At 68.3% G+C, this 22198-nt stretch carries 19 protein-coding genes; 9 read left to right on the top strand and 10 right to left on the bottom strand.

Features of this window, described 5'->3' with window-relative positions; translation table 11 throughout:
- Positions 1-8 precede the first annotated feature (8 nt).
- Entirely contained in the window at positions 9-1442 is a 1434-nt protein-coding gene (locus ACWDSI_RS18400) for a hypothetical protein (RefSeq protein WP_449757390.1), read from the top strand.
- 4 nt (positions 1443-1446) lie between these two features.
- Positions 1447-2037: a GNAT family N-acetyltransferase gene (locus tag ACWDSI_RS18395; protein ID WP_449757389.1), complete on the top strand. Its 591-nt coding sequence runs from the start codon at positions 1447-1449 to the stop codon at positions 2035-2037.
- 37 nt (positions 2038-2074) lie between these two features.
- Here the strand turns inward: ACWDSI_RS18395 and ACWDSI_RS18390 are convergent, their stop codons facing one another.
- The 3 genes from ACWDSI_RS18390 to ACWDSI_RS18380 form a co-directional block, all read right to left on the bottom strand.
- Positions 2075-3811, bottom strand: a complete 1737-nt coding sequence (locus tag ACWDSI_RS18390) for a glycosyltransferase family 87 protein (RefSeq protein ID WP_449757388.1) — start codon at positions 3809-3811, stop codon at positions 2075-2077.
- Positions 3708-6071, bottom strand: coding sequence for a transglycosylase domain-containing protein (locus ACWDSI_RS18385; protein WP_449757387.1), 2364 nt, complete (start codon positions 6069-6071; stop codon positions 3708-3710). The genes ACWDSI_RS18390 and ACWDSI_RS18385 overlap by 104 nt, the downstream gene beginning before the upstream one ends.
- Positions 6072-6293: 222 nt before the next feature.
- Positions 6294-6680 (bottom strand): DUF5318 family protein, encoded by a 387-nt coding sequence (locus ACWDSI_RS18380; protein WP_449748814.1) that lies wholly within the window; start codon positions 6678-6680, stop codon positions 6294-6296.
- Positions 6681-7011: 331 nt separating this feature from the next.
- Here ACWDSI_RS18380 and ACWDSI_RS18375 point away from each other — a divergent pair, with 331 nt between their 5' ends.
- Complete coding sequence (locus ACWDSI_RS18375; protein ID WP_449748813.1) at positions 7012-7749, top strand: PadR family transcriptional regulator; 738 nt, start codon at positions 7012-7014, stop codon at positions 7747-7749.
- Complete coding sequence (locus ACWDSI_RS18370) at positions 7742-8830, top strand: inositol-3-phosphate synthase (protein ID WP_449757386.1); 1089 nt, start codon at positions 7742-7744, stop codon at positions 8828-8830. Before ACWDSI_RS18375 ends, ACWDSI_RS18370 begins: the two co-directional genes overlap by 8 nt.
- Before the next feature lie 211 nt (positions 8831-9041).
- On the opposite strand, the gene ACWDSI_RS18365 is transcribed toward ACWDSI_RS18370, so the two are convergent.
- Positions 9042-9773 (bottom strand): MSMEG_1198 family transcriptional regulator, encoded by a 732-nt coding sequence (locus ACWDSI_RS18365; RefSeq protein WP_449748811.1) that lies wholly within the window; start codon positions 9771-9773, stop codon positions 9042-9044.
- 224 nt (positions 9774-9997) lie between these two features.
- On the opposite strand from ACWDSI_RS18365, the gene ACWDSI_RS18360 reads away from it, so the two are divergent.
- The 5 genes from ACWDSI_RS18360 to ACWDSI_RS18340 all read left to right on the top strand — a co-directional run bounded on the left by ACWDSI_RS18360 (position 9998) and on the right by ACWDSI_RS18340 (position 14053).
- Positions 9998-10612: a LuxR C-terminal-related transcriptional regulator gene (locus ACWDSI_RS18360; RefSeq protein WP_449748810.1), complete on the top strand. Its 615-nt coding sequence runs from the start codon at positions 9998-10000 to the stop codon at positions 10610-10612.
- 32 nt (positions 10613-10644) lie between these two features.
- Complete coding sequence (locus ACWDSI_RS18355) at positions 10645-11574, top strand: quinone oxidoreductase family protein (RefSeq protein ID WP_449757385.1); 930 nt, start codon at positions 10645-10647, stop codon at positions 11572-11574.
- Complete coding sequence (locus tag ACWDSI_RS18350) at positions 11571-11999, top strand: hypothetical protein (protein WP_449748808.1); 429 nt, start codon at positions 11571-11573, stop codon at positions 11997-11999. Before ACWDSI_RS18355 ends, ACWDSI_RS18350 begins: the two co-directional genes overlap by 4 nt.
- A 55-nt stretch (positions 12000-12054) precedes the next feature.
- A complete protein-coding gene (locus tag ACWDSI_RS18345; protein WP_449748807.1) occupies positions 12055-13464 on the top strand; it encodes an acyl-CoA synthetase in 1410 nt (469 codons plus the stop codon).
- 103 nt (positions 13465-13567) lie between these two features.
- Positions 13568-14053, top strand: a complete 486-nt coding sequence (locus ACWDSI_RS18340) for a cupin domain-containing protein (protein WP_449748806.1) — start codon at positions 13568-13570, stop codon at positions 14051-14053.
- A 119-nt stretch (positions 14054-14172) separates the two neighbouring features.
- On the opposite strand, the gene ACWDSI_RS18335 is transcribed toward ACWDSI_RS18340, so the two are convergent.
- From ACWDSI_RS18335 to ACWDSI_RS18310, 6 genes are all read right to left on the bottom strand, one after another.
- A complete protein-coding gene (locus ACWDSI_RS18335) occupies positions 14173-14907 on the bottom strand; it encodes a DUF429 domain-containing protein (RefSeq protein ID WP_449748805.1) in 735 nt (244 codons plus the stop codon).
- A gap of 52 nt (positions 14908-14959) precedes the next feature.
- Entirely contained in the window at positions 14960-16261 is a 1302-nt protein-coding gene (locus ACWDSI_RS18330; RefSeq protein WP_449748804.1) for a TrpB-like pyridoxal phosphate-dependent enzyme, read from the bottom strand.
- Between the two features lie 66 nt (positions 16262-16327).
- Positions 16328-18730: a phosphoketolase family protein gene (locus ACWDSI_RS18325; protein WP_449757384.1), complete on the bottom strand. Its 2403-nt coding sequence runs from the start codon at positions 18728-18730 to the stop codon at positions 16328-16330.
- 135 nt (positions 18731-18865) lie between these two features.
- Entirely contained in the window at positions 18866-20074 is a 1209-nt protein-coding gene (gene dinB, locus ACWDSI_RS18320) for a DNA polymerase IV (RefSeq protein WP_449757383.1), read from the bottom strand.
- A 131-nt stretch (positions 20075-20205) separates the two neighbouring features.
- A complete protein-coding gene (locus tag ACWDSI_RS18315) occupies positions 20206-20934 on the bottom strand; it encodes a class I SAM-dependent methyltransferase (protein WP_449757382.1) in 729 nt (242 codons plus the stop codon).
- 66 nt (positions 20935-21000) lie between these two features.
- Positions 21001-22173: a MalY/PatB family protein gene (locus tag ACWDSI_RS18310; RefSeq protein ID WP_449757381.1), complete on the bottom strand. Its 1173-nt coding sequence runs from the start codon at positions 22171-22173 to the stop codon at positions 21001-21003.
- Positions 22174-22198 lie beyond the last annotated feature (25 nt).

Raw genomic sequence — 22198 nt, 5'->3', positions numbered from 1 at the left:
TGTAGGCCATGCCCGCGCTGCGCTTCACTCCTGTTCTGAGCTTCGGGCAGTACTCACTCTCACGACGCGGCGACGCTGCCGTGGTGACGCTGACCTCGATGCTGCTGACGGCGGCGGCGCTGTACTGGTCGTACAAGTTCAAGATCAAGTGCGGCGGGGCGCCCTACTACCCGGACGGGCGCTCGCACCATTTCCCCGTCGGCGATCCCCACGCGCTGATCGCGTGCTACTCCGACCTGATGTACCTGTGGGTGGGTCGCGACATCAACAACCACGTGTTTCCCTACATCCACGGGGGCATGGGCGCCGACGGAAAACTCTTCGGCGGCGTCGTCGAGTACCCGGTGCTGTCGGGTCTGCTGATGTATCTCGGAGCGATCGGCGCTCACACCGACACCGAGTTCTTCCGACACTCCGCACTCCTTCTGGCGCCGTTCGCTTTCGCGATCACCATCATGCTGGCGTTGATGACCCGCTGGTGGGTGCTGCTGTGGGCGGCCACCCCGCCGCTGGTGCTCTACGCGTTTCACAACTGGGAACTGCCCGTGGTGGCCACCGCGGTGGGCGCGGTGGCGGTGATGGCGTGGGGATCGACGACCAGTCCCCGCACCGGTGAGCGCAGGTTGTCGGTGCGCACCGCGGCCGTGCTCGCCGCGATCGTCCTCGGCATCGGCTTCTGCCTCAAGCTCTATCCCGGCTTCTTCGTACTGCCGCTCGCGGCGTACGTGCTGACTCGCACCACCGATGCCCACCCGGCGACCCGTGATCTCGACTGGGTGGGCGCGCTGCGGGTGGTCGGCGCCGCCGCGGTGACGGTGATCGCCATCCAGGCGCCCTTCATGATCGCCGGGTACGACGGGTGGAAGGCGGCGCTGACGTTCCAGGGCCGCCGCAAGTCCGATCTCGACACCAACTCCATCTGGTACTGGGGTCTGCGGCATTTCACCGGCGGCCAGAACGACACCTACAACTCTCTCGTCGGCCTGCTCTCACCCGTGCTGATCATGTGCGCCTTTGCCGCGGCGCTCTATCTCGGGTGGCGTCGCTACCGCGATATCGGCACGTATCCGTGGATCGGGGTGTCGGGGTCGATGCTCGCCGGGTTCATGCTGTTCCACAAGGTGCACTCGCCGCAGTACACGTTGTGGATTCTGCCGTTCTTCGTGCTGCTCAAGGTCCGCTGGCCGGTCATCGTCGCCTACCTGGTGGCCGATTTCATCCTCGACATCAGCATCTTCCGACTGTTCGGCATCTACACCTCCGGGTCGCCGATGCAGTGGTGGGTGATGGCCGGCGTCAACATCGGGGTGTGGGCCACCGCCGCCATCCACCTCTATCTGATCGCCGCGCTCGTGCGTGCGCCGCTGCGCGAGCCGCTGGCATACATGTTGTCGCCGGGCCGACTCGACAAACCCGACATCGAGCTGGCGTGGTCGAAGTGAACGCGTGGTACACGTGAGAAATGCGTGGCTGGGGGACGACCCGCTGGTGGGAGATCGTGTCACCCTGCGACCACTCACCCCCGACGACGCGCCCGACCTCGGTGCTGTGGTGACCGATCCGTCGAGGTTCCGCTGGGTGCCCGGCGTCCCCACCGACGACGAGTCCGCCCGCGCCTGGATCACCGCCGCCCGCAACAATCCCGACCATCGGGTGGCCTTCGCGGTCATCGACAATGACGGCGGGCGTCTGGTCGGCACCACGAGCTTCTACGACATCGATCCCGCGAACCTCGCGGTCGCCATCGGCTACACCTTCTACGGCGAGGACGTGCAGGGCACCGCGGTGAATCCCACCGCCAAGTACCTGCTGCTACGGCACGCGTTCGAGGAGTGCGGGGCGGTACGGGTCGTCTGGCACACCCACGAGCTCAACACGCAATCGCGTGGGGCGATCCTCAAGCTGGGCGCCACCTTCGAGGGACTGCTGCGCAAGCACCGCCGCTTCGGCGACGGCTGGCGCACCACGGCACAGTACGCGATGACCGACGACGACTGGCCGGCCGCGAAAGCTGCACTCCTCGAACGTCTTTCGTGACTCACGCGCCTTTCGTGACTCACGCGCCTTTCGTGACTCACGTGCCATTCGCGACGAGCGCGCCGGACGTCCCGGACCTCTCGTACGACGCCGCCGCGGCGGGCACGTCACCGCGGTAGGCGCCGGGTCCGCCGTCGAGTACACCGCCCGCGGGATCGTCGAGCGGCCTGCCGATGCGATCGTGGCGGACCAGGTCGTCACGCGGATGATAGATCTGCCAGATCACCACCACGCACATCGCGATCACCATCACGCCCCGCATCGCCACCGCGAGGACGAACCAGCCCTCGGGCAGCCAGCGGCGCTCGGGGTCGAGGAACAACGACATCCGCGGGATCCACACCAGCGCATCGATCACCATCCAGGTGAGCAGCAACCGCGTGTGTGGAATGGCAAGCACCGCAAGCGGAACCAGCCACAACGAGTACTGCGGACTCCACACCTTGTTCACCAGCAGGAAGGCCGCCACCGCGAGGAAGGCGAGCTGCGCGAGCCGGGGTCGGGTGGGCGCACGCAACGCCAGGAAGGCGATGCCGGCCAGTGCCGCGACCAACAGGCCCAGCGTCAGGGTGTTGAGAACCGTGATGTTCCAACGGAATCCGGCCGCTTCGGCGATGATGTGGAACACGGTGTCGGAGTCGGCGTTGCGTTCGGCGTTGTACCGGAAGAACTCCAGCCAGCCGTTGGGGTACAGGATGGCGACCGGAAGGTTCACCACGACCCAGGTCAGTACCGCCGCCGCCGCGGCGGCGGCGAAGTCCCACATCCTGCGGCCCCGCAGGCACAGGACCAGCAATACCACCAGCAGCAACACCGGATACCACTTGGACGCCACCCCGAGTCCGATGAAAAGTCCCGCCAGCCAGGGTTTCTCGCGTGCCCACGCGAGGATGGCCAACGCGACCATGGCGACCGCGATGGCGTCGAAGTTGGTGAAGGCGTGCACCACCACCAGCGGTGAGAGTGCCACCAGCCACGCGGCCCAGATCCGCGTTCGTGCGGTCAGTGCGGTGGCCCACACGGTGACCAGCCAGAACAGCGCCAGGCCCAGTGCCACCAGGTTGAAGAACAGGACCACCGTCAATGCCGCAGGGACACCCCACTTGTCGTGGGCGCTCTGCCACGCGTCGGCGGTCTGCGCCGCGGCGTACATGTAGAGCCCGGTGAGGACCGGATACTCCATGTACCGCTTGATGGTGTTGCCGTCGGCATCCTTCTGGTACCAGTACGTCTTGTACGGGAAGGCGCCACGGTCGAGGCGTTCGGCGCCGAAGAGCGCGATCACGTCGGAGTAGCACAGATCGGTGAACTGCCGCTGGTTGTCCCAGTCGAGCCGAAGGCCCGCGCCGGTGTCGTTGGCCGCGCTGGTGGCCGGCGCCTGCTGCAGGCATCCCGCCTTGCCGAACCAGCCGAGTGCCAACGCGCACAGTGCGAATGCCAGCAGGATGCGCACCGGGGTCCAGCTGCGGCTGCGGCCGACTGCCGCGTGCGTACCCATCGGCCCGCCGATCACCCGGCTGGCCTCGCCGACCACCACGTCGGAGCGGCTCGGAATGATCCGCGCGCTGTCGCTACGCAGATCCTCGGCCAATGGTGCCGGACCGGTGGGCGTCGGAGTGTGGGGTGCCGGGGCAGCCGTCACGGAATCGTCCGGAGCCGCAGCGCCGGTGTCATCCAATGGGCGGCTCGGGCGTGTTTTGGTTACCGCCGCCGGTGCCTCCGCCGGTGTCCCCGCCACCGGTGCCACCGCCGCCACCCCCGGTACCGCCACCATTGCCGGTACCGCCGTTTCCGCCCGGCTCGGGCGCACCCGGCAGCGGAATGGTGACCCCCGGCGCCAGGGTGACCCCGCCGCCGCCACCGCCGCCATTGGGCAGATTGGGCGTGTTCGGGTTCTCCGGCGCCTGCCGCGTCCTGGTGCGGGTGTCGTAGTCGTTGTTGTACGACGTCTTGGGAGCTTCGTAGGGCACGCCCGCTTGTCCGCCCACTGCCGCAGGCTCGGGGAACTGCTCGATGGGTTGGCCGGCCAGGGCGTTGTCCATCGTGCGTCGCCAGATCTGGGCGGGCAGGCCGCTTCCATAGACCGGCGAGCCGCCGTAGTTCGTCAGCGCGGTGCCCGAATCGGTGCCCACCCAGACCGCGGTGGACAGCTGCGGGGTGTACCCGACCATCCACGCGTCCTTGTTCTGGCCGGTGTCGCCGAGCTGTGCGGTACCGGTCTTGGCGGCCGACGGGCGCGCGCCGAGCTCGTCGTCGGAAAGCGAGTTGCCGTTGGAGTAGGCCGCGATCGGCTCGAGGGCCGCGGTCACGTTGTCGGCGACCTTCGCCGGGAACACGCGCTTGCCGTCGTTCTTGGGATGCTCGTAGAGCACGTCACCGCTGGCGGTTTCGACCTTCTGTACGAAGTAGGGTTCGCGGTAGATGCCCGACGCGGCGAGTGTCGCGTAGGCCGACGCCATGTCGATGACGCGCGACGGGTACTGGCCCAGCACCACGCCGCCCTCGACGGAACCGTTCGGCTGCTGCAGGGTGTGTTCGGTGTTGCCGAACGACTCCGCGACGCCGGCGGCGTGCGCGGCGTCGGCCACCGCCTGCGCCTGCCCCTTGAGATCCATCATGAGTCGGTAGTAGACGGTGTTCAGCGACATCTTCATCGCGGTCGCGAGGTTGCACGATCCGCAGCTCTCGCCGTCGGAGTTCTCCACGGTGAGTCCGGTGGGCGATTGGTAGGGCGCCGAACTGTAGACCTTGGACAGCGGCACACCCTGCTCGAGCGCGGCGATCAGCGCGAACACCTTGAACGACGAGCCCGTCTGCAGACCGGCCTGCGCGTAGTCCCAGCCCTGACCGTCGTCGCCGCCGTAATAGCCCTGCACGCCGCCGGTCCGGGGATCGATCGACACCACCGCGGTACGCAACTTGGCCGGCTCACCGTTGAGAATCCCGTTGTCGCACGGATAGATCTTGTTCTGCCGGCAGGCCGCCTGGACGGCGGCGTTCTGCACCTGCGGATCGATCGTGGTGGTGATCTTGAGGCCTTCGGTGCGCACCTGCGCCTCGGAGATGTTCAGGTTGGCCAGCTCGGCCAGCACCTGACGCTTGATCAGGCCGTTGGGACCCGGGGTCTCGGCGGCCGCCGCGGGTTGCGGTGCCACCTTCGGGTACTGCATCTCGTCGCGCTCGGCCTTGGTGAGCGCCCCGATCTGCACCATGCCGTCGAGCACGTAGTTCCAGCGCCCGTACGCCGCGTCCTTGTCGACGGCCGGATCGTAGTAGGAGGGGGAGCGGATGGCTGCGGCCAGCACCGCCGACTCGGCGGGCGTCAGTTTGCTGACGTCCTTGCGGAAGTAGGCCTGCGAGGCCGCCGACACGCCGTAGGCACCACGCCCGAAGTAGATGGTGTTCAGGTAGGCGGACATGATGTCGTCCTTGGACCACTCGCCCGACATCTTGGTCGCGATCGCAAGCTCCTTGAACTTGCGCTGATAGCTGTGCTCGTCACCGACCAGCGCGTTCTTCACGTACTGCTGGGTGATCGTCGAACCGCCGCCCGCGTCGGCGTTGTTGGTGAACCGGCCGATCACGGCGCGGACGATACCGGTGACGGAGAATCCCTCGTTGCTGCGGAACTGCCGATCCTCGGCGGCGATTACCGCGTCCTGCAACGACTGCGGAATATCGGTGATCTTGACGTCGGTGCGATTGCCTTCGGGCGGAACGATTTTCGCGAGTGTCTTGCCACTGGAGTCGGTGATCGTCGCGACCTGGTTCTGCTTGATGTCGCCGGGCCCGGGCACCGTGGCCGTCAGATAGGTTGCGGCGAAAGCGATGATGCCCAGCAGCGCGATCGCCGGCACGATCGCCGCGAGGATGCCCAGCGTCCACGCCACCACACGGTGGCGCGAGCGGGTCTTCTCGTCGGCGGATCGGGGAGCGCTGCCCCCGGCGCGCTTGGTTGCGCTGCCCGTGTTCTTGGTCCGCTTGTTCTGGGTGCTCTCGGCGCGCCCTGGCGACGACTTCTTCTCGTCGCTCATCGATCGCCCCTTTGCCACATCGTCGCGGCCATTGCCGCGGGGGTCGCAACCGCACTGGTGCTCGGTTGACCGCTCATCACTCTAAACTTCTCCATCGCCCCAGTTCCCGTCATCACTGACCACACCACTGTGACGCACGCCCCGGGCTTGGGCAAAACCTGGCAGACCGCTACGCGCACGTCGAAGCGTCGGCGGAAACCTCCGGGGCTCCGTCGACGACGCCTACTTGGCCACCCGGCGCGAACGGGTCGAGCGGGGCGGCAAACCCGCAACGTACGACTGGACGAGATGGTTCCAGCTGCAGGTCCGGCACACCTCCACGACGTGCACGGTGAACTCCTCGGCCGACGCGGCCAGGCGGGAGATCTCGTCGGCGGTGCGGGCCGAACCCGACACCTGACCCAGCCGATCGCCGAACACCCACGACACGAGCGTGACCTGTTCTTTGCGGCAGATCGGGCACAGAGTGGGCGATTGGCGGCCGTGGAACTTGGCGGCGCGCAGCAGGTAGGGACTGGCATCGCACACCTCGGCGACGGCTGTCCGCCCCGAGTGGACGTCGGACAGCCGTGAGCGTCGCTGCAAGGCGTAGTCGACGATCTGGCGCACGTTGTTCAGGGTACGTGGTCGGGTCCGGCGCCGTCGGCAGGACGTGGTCTCGACAAGCTCGACCAGCGGGAGGAAAGCTCGACCAGCGGGAGGAAGGCCCCTACCGCCGGGAGAACGGCCCCGCCGCCGGGAGGACGTGGTCTCGACAATCTCGACCAGCGGGAGGAGAAGAGCCCCACCGCCGGGCTGAGGTGGCATGACCAGCCCGTGTCGACACGGTTATATCGGTGCGATACATTGGTGAACACATCGGATCGAGGTGTTGCGTTGTCAGCACATCCCGACATGTTGATTTAGTGTCCCGGCGAGTCCCGGCGAGGAGGTGTGCGCGGTGTTGGAGCTGGCGATTCTCGGTTTGCTGCTGGAATCCCCCATGCACGGCTACGAACTGCGCAAACGCCTCACCGGTCTGCTCGGCGCCTTTCGCGCGTTCTCCTACGGATCGCTGTATCCCACCCTGCGCCGCATGCAGGCCGACGGGCTGATCGACGAGACCAGTGCACCGTCGGGCGTCAAGGTGCGACGCGGGCGTCGGGTGTATCAGCTCACCGAGAAGGGGCGGGTGCGGTTCGCCGAACTCGTCGCCGACACCGGTCCGCAGAACTACACCGACGACGGTTTCGGCGTGCACCTGGCCTTTTTCAGCCGCACCCCGGCGGTGGCGCGTATGCGCATCCTGGAGGGCCGTCGGCGGCAGGTGGAGGAACGCCGCGAGGGACTGCGCGAACTCGTCGGGCGCGCCAGCCGCAGCTCGGACCGTTACACCCGCCAGCTACACGAACTCAGCCTGGAATCGAGCGAGCGTGAGGTGCGCTGGCTCAACGAACTCATCGCCGCGGAGGCGTCGGACACCGAGTCCGCCTCCCCCACCCCGACGCGGGGCGCCGACGCGCCCACCGTCGACACAGATCTCCCTCTCGCGGCACAGCCGAGCCGCGGCGGGATGCAGGAAACAACCGAGTCGCGAACCGACGCGCTCGGCCGTACACCGGTGCCACAGAGTTCACCGGCAATGCCCGGAGACAACCGAGGGCCGACAAAAGAAGAAGGAGAACCCGACCATGGGTGAGCCCAATAAGGTGCGCGTGGCCATTGTGGGCGTAGGAAACTGCGCTTCATCCTTGGTCCAGGGCGTGCAGTACTACAAGGACGCCGACGAGAACTCGACGGTTCCCGGCCTGATGCACGTGAAGTTCGGGCCGTACCACGTGCGTGACGTGCAGTTCGTCGCCGCCTTCGACGTCGACGCCAAGAAGGTCGGCTTCGACCTGTCCGACGCGATCTTCGCGAGCGAGAACAACACCATCAAGATCGCCGACGTGCCGCCGACCGGCGTCACCGTGCAGCGCGGCCACACCCTCGACGGCCTGGGCAAGTACTACCGCCTGACCATCACCGAGGCCGACGGCGACGGCGTCGACGTGGTGCAGGCGCTGAAGGACAACGAGGTGGACGTCCTGGTGAGCTACCTGCCGGTGGGCTCCGAGCAGGCCGACAAGTTCTACGCCCAGTGCGCCATCGACGCCGGCGTGGCGTTCGTCAACGCGCTGCCGGTGTTCATCGCGTCGGACCCCGAGTGGGCCGAGAAGTTCCGCGCGGCCGGTGTGCCGATCGTCGGCGACGACATCAAGAGCCAGGTGGGCGCCACCATCACCCACCGCGTGATGGCCAAGCTGTTCGAGGACCGCGGCGTGACCCTCGACCGCACCTACCAGCTCAATGTCGGCGGCAACATGGACTTCAAGAACATGCTCGAGCGTGAGCGCCTGGAGTCGAAGAAGGTGTCGAAGACCCAGGCCGTGACCAGCAACCTCAACGGCCCGCTGGCAGGCAAGATCGAGGACAAGAACGTTCACATCGGCCCGTCGGATCACGTGGCCTGGCTCGACGACCGCAAGTGGGCGTACGTGCGCCTCGAGGGTCGCGCCTTCGGCGACGTGCCGCTGAACCTGGAGTACAAGCTCGAGGTGTGGGACTCCCCCAACTCGGCCGGCATCATCATCGACGCCGTGCGTGCGGCGAAGATCGCCAGGGACCGTGGCATCGGTGGCCCGATCCTGCCGGCGTCGGCGTACCTGATGAAGAGCCCGCCCAAGCAGCTCGCCGACGACGTCGCGCGCGCCGAGCTCGAGGCGTTCATCGAGGGCTGAGCGTCACTTCGCCGCACATACCCGGCGGCAGTTCCACCGGAAACCGCCCCTGAGGAGCGACCCGATCGCATTGTGCGATCGCCGACCTCCTCAGGGGCGGTTTTCGTTTTCGTGGATACGCGGTTTCGTGGATACGCGGTTTCGTGGATACGCGGTTTCGTGGATACGCGGTTTCATGGATACGCAGATTTCCGTTTGCGTGGATCGGCACTCAGTCGCGGGTCAGCACGTCGGCGTGTCCGTGTCGGCGGCACCAGCTGGTGATGTAGCGCGCGTGGATTCCGCACCAGCGGAACACCGATGCCTGGGTGAGCGGGATGCGATCGTCGTGCTCGTTGCGCTCGCGGATGATGGGTCCGAGGTAGTGGCTGGTGAGTTTGTTGGTGGTGTTCGGTGACACCTTGGCGACGGCGGCGAGGGTGGTGTTGTCCGACGCGGTGCCGGCAGCGATGGCCCCGGCCAAGCGCGCCGCCGTGACGCCGCGTCGGCCGGTGAAAAGCTCGTAGAGCGGCGGTGCGCCGGACGGCGCGCTCCGCTCGGGGAGCCGCTGTCCCAGTGCGATATTGCGGAGTGCGGCGGCCAGCGGGCCGAATCCCTCGGATTTCGCGATCACCCCGAAGACGTCGGAACGTAGACGGGCCTCGTCGAGGTGGTCCGACTCCATCGAATGACCCTGTGCGGCGAGCAGCACGGGAGCGCTGCGGTCGGCCATCCGCAGCCCGTCGAGCACATCGAGGCCGTCGAAGAACGCCTCGGCCCTCGGGTTGTTCCAGATGAGGTCGGCGCACACCACGTCGTGGCGTACCCGACCGGAGATGGCACGCAGGAACTCGTCCTGGTCGCGCGCGACGGTCACTGTGACACCGTCGAGTGCCACGCGCAGCGGCTCGGCGACGACGTCTCCCAGCGGCCCCGCCAACAGAATCCGCAATTGGTCGGACATGACCGTACGTGGCCCCTTTTCATGCGTGATCTGACATCGGACCGAGCGTTTTGGCTCGATTCTCACCTGACACAGGGTACCGAGTGCGGAATGAGCCGCTGACTTTTGTCGGTATGGCCCGGCAAGATCAGTTCAGCAAGCGCCTCGGTCACGGAATTCGCAGCCGGCGCGCCTGCACCGTAACGTGTCCGTTTAGTTGCTTGTGCCCGTGTTCGAGGAGACCGATGACCGCTGACATCGACACCGAGCTCGACGTCGAGTTGTATCCGCTGACCACGGCCCCGGTCGCGGTGATCGCCGCCGAGCACGACGTCATCGATTCGGCCCTCGCCGCGCTGGCCGAGAGTCACGGCCTACGTCCGGTGATCATCGATCTGGACACCGCCACCGATACGTTGGGCGGCATCGAACCGCCGGTGATCGTCCTGGTGCGCAGCACGCTCAGGGTGGCGCAGGTCCGTGCGGTGCACGCGTTGCGGCACGCGGTGATCTGCGGGATCGGCATCGTGTTGACCGACCCGGACAGCATCGACATCACCGATTCCCCCGACGCCCTCGACACCCTGCGACGACGATTGGGCACCGGCACGATCGGCGTGCGCCGCTACCGACCGCGGGTACACCTCACCGAGCGTGAACGGGAGGTGCTCACGAGGTACGCGCTGGGCGCCACGCTGCGGGATACCGCGCGCGAATTCTTCATCGCGGAGAGCACCGCCCGCGAACACTACCGCCGGGTGCGGCAGCGCTACATCGATTCCGGTCGCCCCATCGCCAACAAGGCGGAGCTGCTGCTCGCGCTCATCTCCGACGGCTGGGTGCAGCCCGACCAGCTCTGATTCTGCTTCGCGCCCGCCATTAGGCTGAGGGTATGCGCGTGCAGCGATGGGTGGCCACCGGTCCCTCTGGACTCGACGATTTCGCGTTCATCGACGATCAGCTCCCCGCGCCGCGGTCGGGCGAGGTGGCCATCGAGGTGCTCGCCGCCGGGGTCAACCCGGCCGACCTCAAGCACGCACGGGCCGCCACCGACTTCCCGCTCCCCATCGGCTACGAGGTGGCCGGGGTGATCGCCGCGTTGGGCCCCGGCACCGAGATCGCGTCGGGTGCCGGCGCGGTGGGCGACGAGGTGCTCGCATTCCGCGTGCACGGGGGATACGCGACGGCGCTGACCGTGCCCGCCGAGAAGGTGTTCGCCAAACCCGCCGCGCTCGACTTCGCGGCGGCGTCGAACCTGCTGCTCGCCGGCACCACCGCCGCGGACATGTTTCGTGCCGCGAAGGTGGCAGACGGTGACACCGTCCTGCTGCACGCGGCGTCGGGCGCGGTTGGGGTGGCAGTGCTGCAACTCGCGCAGCTGCGCGGGATCACGGTGATCGGCACCGCGGGACCGCAGGGCCTCGAGCGGGTGCGCGAATTCGGTGGTGTGGCAATCGAATACGGCCCCGGACTGCTCGACCGGGTACGGGCCGCGGCACCGGAGGGCGTGGCCGCAGCCCTCGACGCCGCGGGCACCGACGAAGCCATCGACACCTCGCTGACCGTGGTCGAAGATCGCTCCCGGATCGTCACCATCGTCGCGCGAAAACGGGCGGAGACCGACGGATTCGTGGCCCTCGCGGGATCACAACCAGAAAGCGCCGCCTACCGCGACTCGGTGCGGGGCGATCTCATCGAATTGGCCGCCGACGGCAGGCTGGTGGTACCGATGGCCCGGACGTTCCACCTCCCGCAGGCGCGGGCGGCGCTGGAACTGGTGACCGGTGGGCACCCGGGCGGCAAGGTGGCGCTGATCCCATGACCGATCGGATGCGTCCCTGGCCGGCGTGGATACTCGCCGTGCTGGAGTTACTGGTGGCCTATCAGGCCGTCGACGGGGCGGCCGCACTGCTGGAGAACCGATGGGACATGCCCACCGAGTGGCTCTCCCGCACGCCCTTCGACACCTGGACCGGTCCCGGGTGGCTACTCCTGGCCCTGGTGGCCGTACCCCAGTTCGTCGCCGCGCTGACCATCATCGTGACCCCGCTGCCGGCGCGCATCGGCATCGGGTGTGGCGTCGGCGTGGGAGTGTGGCTGCTGGTGTGGATCGCGCTGCAACTGGTGCTGATGGGGCACTTCCTGTTTCTCCAGCCGGTGGTCGCCGCGATCGGACTCATCGAGGTGGGGCTGGCCCTGTGGTGGCGTAAAGCGCTCGCAGCCCGAGAGGGCGCGGCTGCCGATTGACCGATCGGGCACACGGCAGATCTGCGACTCTCCCCGAACATGGCACAGTGAGATCGTGTTGCTGCCTGATCTCACTGCCTCCGCGCCCGACCTGCCCGCGATCGTCACCATCGGCGACGAGGTGGCCTCCCGCGAGGACCTGGTGGGTGCGGCGACGGCGGTGGCCGAACGGATCGCGGGGGCGCGCACCCTGGCCGTGCTGGCCACCCCGAGCCTCGACACGATCCTCGGCGTGGTGGGCGGACTCATCGCCGGAGTGGCGATCGTGCCGGTGCCGCCCGATTCCGGGGCCGCCGAACTCGCGCACATCCTCACCGACTCCGGCGCCCAGGCGTGGCTGGGACCCGCCCACGCCGCATCGGCGTTGGGTGCCATTCCCATCCGCCGGTACGCGCGGTCGTGGCATACCCATCCGGAGCCGCCCGCCGACTCCACCGCGCTGATCCTCTACACATCGGGTACCACCGGCTTGCCGAAGGGCGTGCCCATCACCCGTCGCGCGATCGCCGCCGGACTCGACGCCCTCGCCGACGCGTGGGCATGGTCGTCCGAAGACGTTCTGGCGCACGGCCTTCCGCTGTTCCATGTGCACGGGCTGATCCTCGGCGTGTTGGGACCGTTGCGCCGCGGTGGCCGGCTGATCCACACCGTCCGACCGACCCCCGACACCTACGCGGCCGCCGCCGAACAGGGGGCGTCGATGTTCTTCGGCGTACCCACCGTGTGGACACGCGTGACCACACACGCTGCCGCCGCCCGCGCTCTGGCCCCGGCGCGGCTGCTGGTGTCGGGCAGCGCCCCGCTACCGGTGCCGGTGTTCGAACGGTTCCACGCGCTCACCGGGCATCAACTCGTCGAACGGTACGGCATGACCGAGACGATGATCACCGTGTCGACCAGATTCGACGGCGAGCGGCGCCCCGGGTGGGTGGGACTCCCGGTGCAGGGCGTGCAGACCCGGCTGCGTAGCCCCGACATCGATTCGGGTGCAACGGATCTGCCGCACGACGGGGAGAGCGTCGGTGATCTGCAGGTGCGCGGGCCGATGGTGGCGTCGGGGTACCTGAACCGGCCGGACGCCTCCGCCGAGAGCTGGTTGGGCGACGGCTGGTTCGACACCGGTGACGTGGCGGTGATCGGAGCGGACGGGATGCACCAGATCGTGGGTCGCGCCTCGACGGACCTGATCAAGTCGGGCGGCTTCCGCGTCGGGGCCGGCGAGATCGAGACGGTGCTGCTCGGGCACCCGTCGGTGGACGAGGTGGCGGTGATCGGGGTGCCCGACGACGATCTCGGCCAGCGCATCGTCGCATATGTGGTGGCCGACGGCGTCGACGACTCCGAACTGATCGACCTGGTGGCCACGCAGTTGTCGAATCACAAGCGGCCCCGCGAGATTCGTCGCGTCGAGAGCCTGCCGCGCAATGCCATGGGCAAGGTGCAGAAGAAGCTGCTGTCCCAGTGACTCTCCGGCCCGGTTCCGGTCGATCGCGACCACAGTGAGATGATCGTGACCGAGAAACGGTCATAACAGGCACGGTTTGCCGTCGTCATGTAATCCTGTACTGATGAAAACTCGGATGGCGGTCGCGGCGCTGGCGGGAGCGGTGCTCAGCCTGGCTGCGGTCATCGCGTTCGACGTCGGCCGGTTCGCCGTGCGAAGCGACGAACCCTCGACCATTGCGACGAATGTGCCGATGACACCCCAGACCATCGACCCCACCTGGATCCTCTCGGGCAACCCGACATTTCTGGCCGGCGAGATCAGTCGATCACCCGACGGCCGCTCGGACACGGGCCTGTGGTCGTGTCAGGGACCGACGACCTTCGTCTGGAAGTTCGGGATCGACGAGACGGTCCATCTCCTCGAGGGGGAGGTGAAGGTGAAGTACCTGGGGAAGAGCTTCACCCTGACGCCCGGCGACACCGCCCTGTTCCATGCCAAGACCGAAGCGGAGTGGACCATCGATCGCTACGCGAAGAAGGTCTACACGCACTACGACCCGGGACCGATCGGCCGTCAGGTGCGCAGGCACTTCCCCGCCGGGGGATGACCTCTCCCCGGTGAGGGCATCGCGATCCCCTGTGGATAGTTGTGCCGGGTTTGTGCGCGCCGACGGCGTCCGCGGCGGGGGCCGTCCTGCTATCGGAGGTCGCTCTACCGGAGGTCGCTCTACCGGAGGTCGCCGAGGTCGCCGGATGGCACATGAATCCAGCCCTCCCGCACCGCGACCGGTGTGTCGGCGAGGTCGGGCAGCCGGGTGTACCCGCGTTCGGCGGCACGCGCGACGAGTGCGGTGATGACGGCGTCGAAGGCATTGTCGTCGCGGGCCATCAGTTCGGCGTGCGCGCCGAGATCCAGCCACGGTGCCGCCACGCGGAGGGCGTCGCACAGCTCGGCCAGCGCGGCCCGGTTCACCGACCGCTTGTATCCGCGCGAGCGAAACCCCCATTGCGCCAACGCACCGGCCGGATAGGCCTCCACCGCCCAGCCGTTCACCCGGTCGGTGACGCCGAGATCGGCGAGCAGCCCGGCACAGCGGAACGCGACGTGGGCGATCTGGTCGGCCGACACGCTGAGCGGTCGGCCCAGCCCCTGCTCGACGAGGTACCGGTCGGTGCGACGGTAGGCCAGCGGCCGTCGGTGCTCGATGTGGTCGAGTGCCGCACCTGCCGGAGTCCGGCCACAGTGATGCGCGACAACGAAATCCACGAACGCGTCGGGCCAGCCGAACGGCGAGTCGATGCCGCAGCGTTGCGCGCCGGCGACGAGCTCACCGATCGTCGCGTCGTCGGCCGGGGTCACCAGCTCCGTGAGCGAAGCGCCGCCACCCGACCATTCGATACGCGCCACCGCGGTGTGCGTAGGCGCGGCCGCAAGATCCACCCCGGCAGTCGTCGAGAGCATCGGTCTCGCCGCCCCGTTCTGTCCAGAAACCCGCCGTTCAGAAACCCGCCGTTCAGAAGCCCCCGTCGAGGAACTCCGCGTAGGCGGGTAGATCGAGCTGACCGTGCCCGGAGAGCCCGATCACCACCACCTCGTCGCGGTCGCTGCCGGCGACGTGCGCGGCGCAGGCGGCGATCGCATGCGTGGACTCGGGCGCGGGCACGATGCCCTGCGTACGGGCGAACTGCACCCCGGCCGAGAACGCGTCGTGCTGGCTGATGGCCACTCCCTCCACCAGGCCGAGCTGCACGGTGTGGCTCAGCGCCGGCGCCATCCCGTGGTAGCGCAGGCCACCGGCGTGGATCGGGTCGGGCACGAAATCCATTCCGAGCGTGTGCATCTTGAGCAGCGGGGTGAGTCCGGCGACGTCGCCGTGATCGTAGCGGTACTCGCCGGCGGTGATCGACGGGCATGCGGCCGGTTCGGCCGCCACCACCCGCGGATCCGACCGGCCGTCCAGCTTCTCCCGCAAGAACGGGAAGGAGAGTCCGGCGAGATTGGAACCGCCACCGGCACAACCGAAGACGACGTCGGCGCCATCGGGTTCCACCGCCGCGAGCTGCTCCACGGCCTCCTGGCCGATCACGCTCTGATGCAACACCACGTGATTGAGCACGCTGCCCAACGCGTACCGGGTGTCGGGATCGCCCGCGGCAACCTCCACGGCCTCGCTGACCGCCATCCCCAGACTCCCTGTGGTGTCCGGATCCTTGGCGAGCATCGCCCGACCCGACGCGGTGAGCTCCGACGGACTCGAATGGATGGTGCCGCCGTAGGTGCGGATAAGATAGCCGCGGTAGGGCTTGGACTCGTAGGACGCACGCACCTGCCACACCTCGACGTCGATGCCGAACTGCGCGCCCGCGAACGCCAGGGCGCTGCCCCACTGGCCGGCCCCGGTTTCGGTGGTGAGCTTGCGGACGCCGTCGATGCTGTTGTAATACGCCTGCGCGACAGCCGAATTGGTCTTGTGGGAGCCCACCGGGCTGACACCCTCGTACTTGACGTAGATGCGGGCCTTGGTGTCGAGGGCCTGCTCGAAACGCCGCGCCCGGAACAGCGGGGACGGCCGCCACATCGCGTAGATCTCGCGGACCGGCTCGGGGATCTCGATGTAGGGTTCGGCCGACACCTCCTGGGCGATGAGTCCGCTGGGGAACAGCGCGGCGAGATCGTCGGGTCCCACCGGTTCCCTGGTGCCCGGATGCAGATGCGGCGGGATGGGCTCGGGCAACTCCGCGGCGAGGTTGTACCAGTGCGTCGGCACGTCCACCGTGATCAGATCCGGATTGGTCGCGTCCACATGCATCGTCATGCGACCCACTCTAGGGTCTGCGGGGACTCCGATCCGTGGGTACCGGCGAACCCCGTGCCTGTGGAGCTACGACCACGTCCAGTCGCGAACCTCGGGCATGTCCTCGAAGTGTTCCCGCACGTATTCGCGGTGCCGGGCGAGTTGCTGTGTGCAGTACTCGGCGAGCTCGCCGCCGCGCTCGGCGACGCGGCGCGCGCGCCGCAACGCCTCGAGCACCAGGTGGTAGCGACTCATCTTGTTGAGCACCACCATGTCGAACGGGGTGGTGGTGGTGCCCTGCTCGGAGAACCCGCGCACGTGGAAGCGGCCCGGTTCGGTACGGCCGTGCAGCAACTGGTGGACCGCGCGCGGATACCCGTGAAACGCGAACACCACGTCGGTGTCGGCGGTGAACAGGTGAGTGAACACGTCCTCGGCCAACCCGTGCGGGTGGTCGTTCTGCGGGAGCAAGACCATCAGATCGATCACATTGACAACCCGCACCCGCAGGTAGGGCACCCACTCGCGCAGCAACTGCGCGGCCCCGAGGATCTCCTGGGTCGGCACGTCGCCCGCGGCGGCGAGCACGATGTCGGGTTCGTCGCCCGGGGCATCCTCGGTGCCCGCCCAGTCCCAGATCGATGCGCCGGCCGCGGCCTGCTCGTCGGCCTCCTCCAGCGTGAGGTACTGCAGGTGGGGCTGTTTGTCGACGACGATCAGGTTCACGTGATCGCGGCTGCGGAAGCAGTGGTCGGCGATGGACAGCAGCGAGTTGGAATCCGGCGGAAGCCATACCCGCACCACCCCGGGCGAGAGCGGCAACACGAGGTCGATCAGCCCCGGTCCCTGGTGGGAGAACCCGTTGTGGTCGTTACGCCAGCACGTCGACGTGAGCAGGATGTTCAGCGATGCGACCGGTTCGCGCCACGCCAACTCGGCCGCGTGCTGCAGCCATTTGGTGTGTTGCACCACCATCGACGCCGACACCATCGCGAAGGCCTCGTAGGTGGCGAACAGTCCGTGCCGGCCGGACAGGGTGTAGCCCTCCAGCCAGCCCTGGCACAGGTGTTCGCTGAGCACCTCCATGACACGGCCCGACGCGGAAAGGCCGTCGTCGAGCGTGGTGGTGGGCAACTGCCAGGCGCGGTCGGTGACCTCGAAGACCGCGCCGAGCCGATTGCTGGTGGTCTCGTCGGGGCAGAACAGCCGGAAGATGCCGCCGCCGTCGGGGGTGGAGTTCTCGGTGTAGATGTCGCGCATGAACTCGCCGAGCACGCGGGTGGTCTCGTGTTGCACCACGCCGGGCAGATCGATGTCGAGGGCGTACTGGGCGATGGGCGGCAGGCGCAGCGGGGTGAGTAGTCGGCCACCGTTGGCGTACGGCGTGGCACCCATGCGGAGATCGCCGGTGGGCGCCAGTGCGGTGATCGACTCGACCACCGCGCCGGCCTCGTCGAAGAGTTCCTCGGGTCGGTAGGAGCGCATCCACTGCTCGAGCATCGCGAGGTGCTCCGGGTTGTCCTTGACCCCTGACAACGGCACCTGATGCGCCCAGTGCGTGCCCTCGATCCTGCGGCCGTCGACCTCTTTGGGGCCGGTCCAGCCCTTGGGGGTGCGCAGCACGATGGCCGGCCAGTGCGTGTCGGGCAGCGGCCCGTCGCCGTCTCCTCCCCCGGCCCGGGCCTCGGATTGGATGTCGCCGATGCGGCGGCGCGCCTCCACGATCGCCGAGCGCAGTGCGGTGAACACCTCGCGCGGATCGTCGCCCTCGACGAACGTCGGCACCCACCCCTGCCCGCTGAGGTAGTCGGTGACCTCGGCGTCGGAGCTGCGTCCGAGGACGGTCGGCCCGGCGATCTTGGCGCCGTTGAGATGCAGGATCGGCAGCACCGCACCATCACGCGCGGGATTGAGGAAGGCGGGCAACTTCCACGACGCCGAGAGAGGACCGGTCTCGGCTTCACCGTCGCCGACCACGCACGCCACCGTCAGCTCGGGATGGTCGTAGGCCGCGCCCGCCGCGTGGACCAGCGCGTATCCGAGTTCGCCGCCCTCGTGGATACTTCCCGGTGTCTGCACGCTGACGTGACTGGGGATGCCGCCGGGTGTGGAGAACTGCCGGCACAGGCGCCGCACGCCCTCAGCGTCACGCGAGATGTGCGGGTAGATCTCGGTGTAGGTGCCCTCGAGGTAGGTGTTGGCGACCAGAGCGGGTCCGCCGTGGCCCGGACCGGTGATGTAGAGCCACGGTGTCGCGGTCTCGGCGATGATGCGGTTGAGGACGGTGTAGATAGCCGACAGTCCCGGGCTGGTGCCCCAGTGACCGAGCAACCGCGGTTTGATGTGCTCGGGCTCGAGCGGCTCGCGGAGGAGCACGTTGTCTTGCAGGTAGATCTGCGCGACGGTGAGGTAGTTCGCCGCCGCCCACCACCGTAGGTCGGCGTCGAGGGCGGCCGGATCGTAGGTGCGGTGCTGGGTGGGGACCGTCATGTCGGTGGCCTTCCGGGTTCGGTGGCGACTGCGGACTACTCCTGGCGGCCTTCTCGAGGCGACGTTGCTCCTGCATTCCGTTCTACGCGGAGCCGGCCACCCTGGCCATCGCCTTCACCGAGTTGTTCCCTGCCGTCAATCCGGCAGCATCGGTGCGTCGTCGCCGTGGTGGCGGCCGATCAGTACCGCACGGGTCACGGCGTCGCGGCCGAACCGGTCGCGCAGGCTGTCCATCGCGGTGTCGAGTTCGATCGCGTGGCGGTCGTCGAACGGCAACGTGAGTTGCACGGCGTCGTGGTTGTCGAGGTTGGTCAGCGAGAGGCCGACCAGGGTGCAGCCGCGTTCGCGGATGAGCGGCATCGCATCGGTGAGGAGTCCGCGCGCCGAACCCATGATGATGTCGGTGCGGTCGGTGGGTTCGACCAGCGACCGCGACCGGGTGGCGCGCGAGAAGTCGTCGAACCGCAGCCGCAGTACGACGGTGCGGCACAGCCGTTGCGCGGCGCGCAGCCGCTTGCCGAGCCGTTCGACGATCGCGACGACGGTGGCCTCGATGTCGGCCTCGGATTTCGGGCGCCGTCCGAGCGCGCGCTGCGAGCCGATCGAACGTCGTCGCCGACCCGTCTCCACGCGACGCGGGTCGGTGGCCATCGACAGTGCGAACAGGTGCCTCCCGGCACCCGGCCCGACGATGTGACGCAGCGACCGCTCACCGAGCTGGGCGATACCGCCCACGGTGGTGACGCCCGCGGCGTGCAGCTTGGCCTCGGTGACCGGTCCGACACCCCACAGCCTGCGCACGGGTAGCGGATGCAGAAAGGCGAGTTCGGTGCCGGGCGCCACCACGAGCAGGCCGTCGGGTTTGCTCACCGCACTGGCCACCTTGGCCAGGAACTTGGTACGGGCCAGGCCGACGGAGATCGGCAACCCGACCTCGACGCGGACGCGGGAGCGCAGCCGCTCGGCGATCTGCACCGGCGTGCCCGACACCCGGCGTAGGCCACCGACGTCGAGGAAGGCCTCGTCGACCGAGATGCCCTCGACGATCGGCGTGATGTCACCGAAGATGTCGAAGACGGCCCGGCTGGCGTCGGTGTACGCGTCGAAGCGTGGCGGCACCACGATCGCCTGGGGGCACAGGGCGCGCGCCTCCCGACCCGGCATGGGCGTACGCACACCGAAGGCCTTGGCCTCGTAGCTCGCGGCGAGCACCACCCCGCCACCGACGATCACCGGTTTGCCCCGCAACGTCGGATCGTCGCGTTGCTCCACCGACGCGTAGAAGGAGTCGAGGTCGGCGTGCAGGATGGACGCCTCCTGCCGGTCCTTCCGCTCGATGCGCATAGAACACATGTTCGCACGCGGGTGCGACAACGGCCAGGGGCCGAACCGTCGGGCTCTCGCGTACCGATTTCCTTCCCGCGGCACGAATTGGATGCGCGGGAAGGAAACGGGTGCGCGGGACCGTCCGGCGGTCAGCCGATCGGCAGGCGATGCACGAGTAGCACCACGTCGTCGACGTGGTGGCCGCCACCGGCGGGGACGCCACGCGGCCGCGTCTCGTTGGTGATCACCCGCCAGCCGGGCCCGAGCAGCGGCAGGAAGTCGCCGGGCTGCACGTACTCGGCGGGGTCGATCCCGTGCGCACGCACACCTTCGAGGGCGTGGGCCACGACGAGCAGGTTGCCGCCCGGCCGCACCGCGTCGATCAGTTTGCGCGGCACGTCGACGTCGTCGGCCCGGATCGGGAAGTAGTGCGCGCTCACCAGCCCGAAATCGGTTCCCGGAATGTCGTCGACGGTGAGATCGGCCTGACACCACACGATCTCGGGACGTGTATCGGCGGCGCGGGCGCGGTCGACGGCCACCTGCGAGATGTCGACGGCGGTCACCTGCCAACCGTGGTCGGCGAGCCAGCGCGCATCTGCTCCCTCGCCGCTGCCCACGTCGAGAGCGGTGGTCGCCGGGAGGTCGCTCATCTCGGTAACCAGCGCCGGATTGACATCCGACGTCCACAGCCGGTCGGCGCTGCGGTAGCGGTCGTCCCACTCTGCGGCCGAATGCGGGTGGGTGCCCTTGTGGTCGGGATCCTTGTGGTCGGTGTCCCGGTGGTCAGGCTCGTGCTGGTCAGGCTCGTGCTGGTCAGGCTCGTGCTGGTCTGGGTCCTGGCGGTCTGGGTCGTGGTGGTCTTGCGGCGTGCTCATGACATCGAGCGTGTCACGGGATCCCCGGGCCGTCGACAACGCGTGCGCCGGAGACCGGACGGGCCGTCATCGATCGACCACGCGGGCGATGCGTTCGATCGCCTCGGTGAGTACGTCCGGCGAACACGCCACGTTGAGCCGCGCGAACCCGTTGCCCTGCGCGCCGAACGCCGGTCCGCGGTGCAGCGCCACGCGACCGTCGGCGAGGATCGCATCGGCCGGGTCGTCGCCGAGGCCGGTCTCGCGGAAGTCGAGCCAGGCAAGATACGACGCCTCCGGACGCCGATAGCTGACACGTGGAAGACGTTGGGCGACAAGCTGTTCAAGCAGATCGAAACTCTCGCCGATCACCTCGAGGGTGGCGTCGAGCCAGTCGTCGCCCGCGCGGTAGGCGGCTTCGGTGGCCGTGCGCCCGAGGATGCTGGTGCGAAAGGTCACCTCCTCGGGCTGGCGATCGATCAGCGCGCGCATCCGATTGGCGCCCACCACGGTGAGTGCACACTTGGCGCCCGCCAGGTTGAAGGCCTTGCTCGCCGAGTGCGCGGCCACCCCCACCTCGCGTGCCGCGTCTGACACCGACAAGAACGGGACGAACCGCCTGCCGGGATGTGCCGGTGTGTCGGGATGTGTGAGGGGCGCGTGGATCTCGTCGCTGAGCACATACGCATCGTGCGCGGCGGCCAGCTCGGCGAGGGCGGCGAGGTCGGCGGGCGGATGGACCAGCCCCAGCGGGTTGTGCGGATGGCACAGCAGGATCGCGCGGGCACCGGCCGCAAAGGCCGCGCCGATCCCGTCGAGGTCGAGGGCGGGGCCGTCGGTTCCGGACCGGAGCGGAACCTCGACCACCCGTCCGCCCGCCTCGGGCACCAGGTCGAAGAACGGCGGGTACACCGGTGGGGTGATGACCACGCCGTCGCCGGGTGTGATGAGCACCCGCAACGCCTCGACGATCACCGCGCTGACATCGGTGGTGAGATGCACGTCGTCGGGCGCCACCTCCCATCCCCACCGGCGTTGCGCGAAGCCGGCGAACTCGTCGCCGACACCTCCGGCGTCGCCCGCGTAGCCCAGGTCGGAGCGGGAGATCTGGTCGATCATCGCGTCGGCCACCACCGGCGCGAGCTGATAGTCCATCTCGGCGACGAAGAGCGGGAGCACGTCGTCGGGGTAGCTGCGCCATTTGGCGCTGGTGCGGGTGCGGAGTTCGTCGAGGTGCGGTGCGCTGGGTCGGTCGGCCACGTTTCCTGTTTACCCCCGGGCCATC

Source organism: Gordonia sp. NPDC003429 (genome assembly GCF_053588575.1).
This window is presented reverse-complemented; position numbering and strand designations above follow the sequence as displayed.

Bases quoted from the DNA above. Each gene is read 5' to 3' on its own strand.
- ACWDSI_RS18400 (WP_449757390.1), top strand. From the start codon at position 9: ATGCCCGCGCTGCGCTTCACTCCTGTTCTGAGCTTCGGGCAGTACTCA.
- ACWDSI_RS18390 (WP_449757388.1), bottom strand. From the start codon at position 3,811: ATGGTGGCGGTACCGGGGGTGGCGGCGGTGGCACCGGTGGCGGGGACA.
- ACWDSI_RS18385 (WP_449757387.1), bottom strand. From the start codon at position 6,071: ATGAGCGACGAGAAGAAGTCGTCGCCAGGGCGCGCCGAGAGCACCCAG.
- ACWDSI_RS18370 (WP_449757386.1), top strand. From the start codon at position 7,742: ATGGGTGAGCCCAATAAGGTGCGCGTGGCCATTGTGGGCGTAGGAAAC.
- ACWDSI_RS18365 (WP_449748811.1), bottom strand. From the start codon at position 9,773: ATGTCCGACCAATTGCGGATTCTGTTGGCGGGGCCGCTGGGAGACGTC.
- ACWDSI_RS18360 (WP_449748810.1), top strand. From the start codon at position 9,998: ATGACCGCTGACATCGACACCGAGCTCGACGTCGAGTTGTATCCGCTG.
- ACWDSI_RS18355 (WP_449757385.1), top strand. From the start codon at position 10,645: ATGCGCGTGCAGCGATGGGTGGCCACCGGTCCCTCTGGACTCGACGAT.
- ACWDSI_RS18350 (WP_449748808.1), top strand. From the start codon at position 11,571: ATGACCGATCGGATGCGTCCCTGGCCGGCGTGGATACTCGCCGTGCTG.
- ACWDSI_RS18340 (WP_449748806.1), top strand. From the start codon at position 13,568: ATGAAAACTCGGATGGCGGTCGCGGCGCTGGCGGGAGCGGTGCTCAGC.
- ACWDSI_RS18335 (WP_449748805.1), bottom strand. From the start codon at position 14,907: ATGCTCTCGACGACTGCCGGGGTGGATCTTGCGGCCGCGCCTACGCAC.
- ACWDSI_RS18330 (WP_449748804.1), bottom strand. From the start codon at position 16,261: ATGACGATGCATGTGGACGCGACCAATCCGGATCTGATCACGGTGGAC.
- ACWDSI_RS18325 (WP_449757384.1), bottom strand. From the start codon at position 18,730: ATGACGGTCCCCACCCAGCACCGCACCTACGATCCGGCCGCCCTCGAC.
- dinB (WP_449757383.1), bottom strand. From the start codon at position 20,074: ATGCGCATCGAGCGGAAGGACCGGCAGGAGGCGTCCATCCTGCACGCC.
- ACWDSI_RS18315 (WP_449757382.1), bottom strand. From the start codon at position 20,934: ATGAGCACGCCGCAAGACCACCACGACCCAGACCGCCAGGACCCAGAC.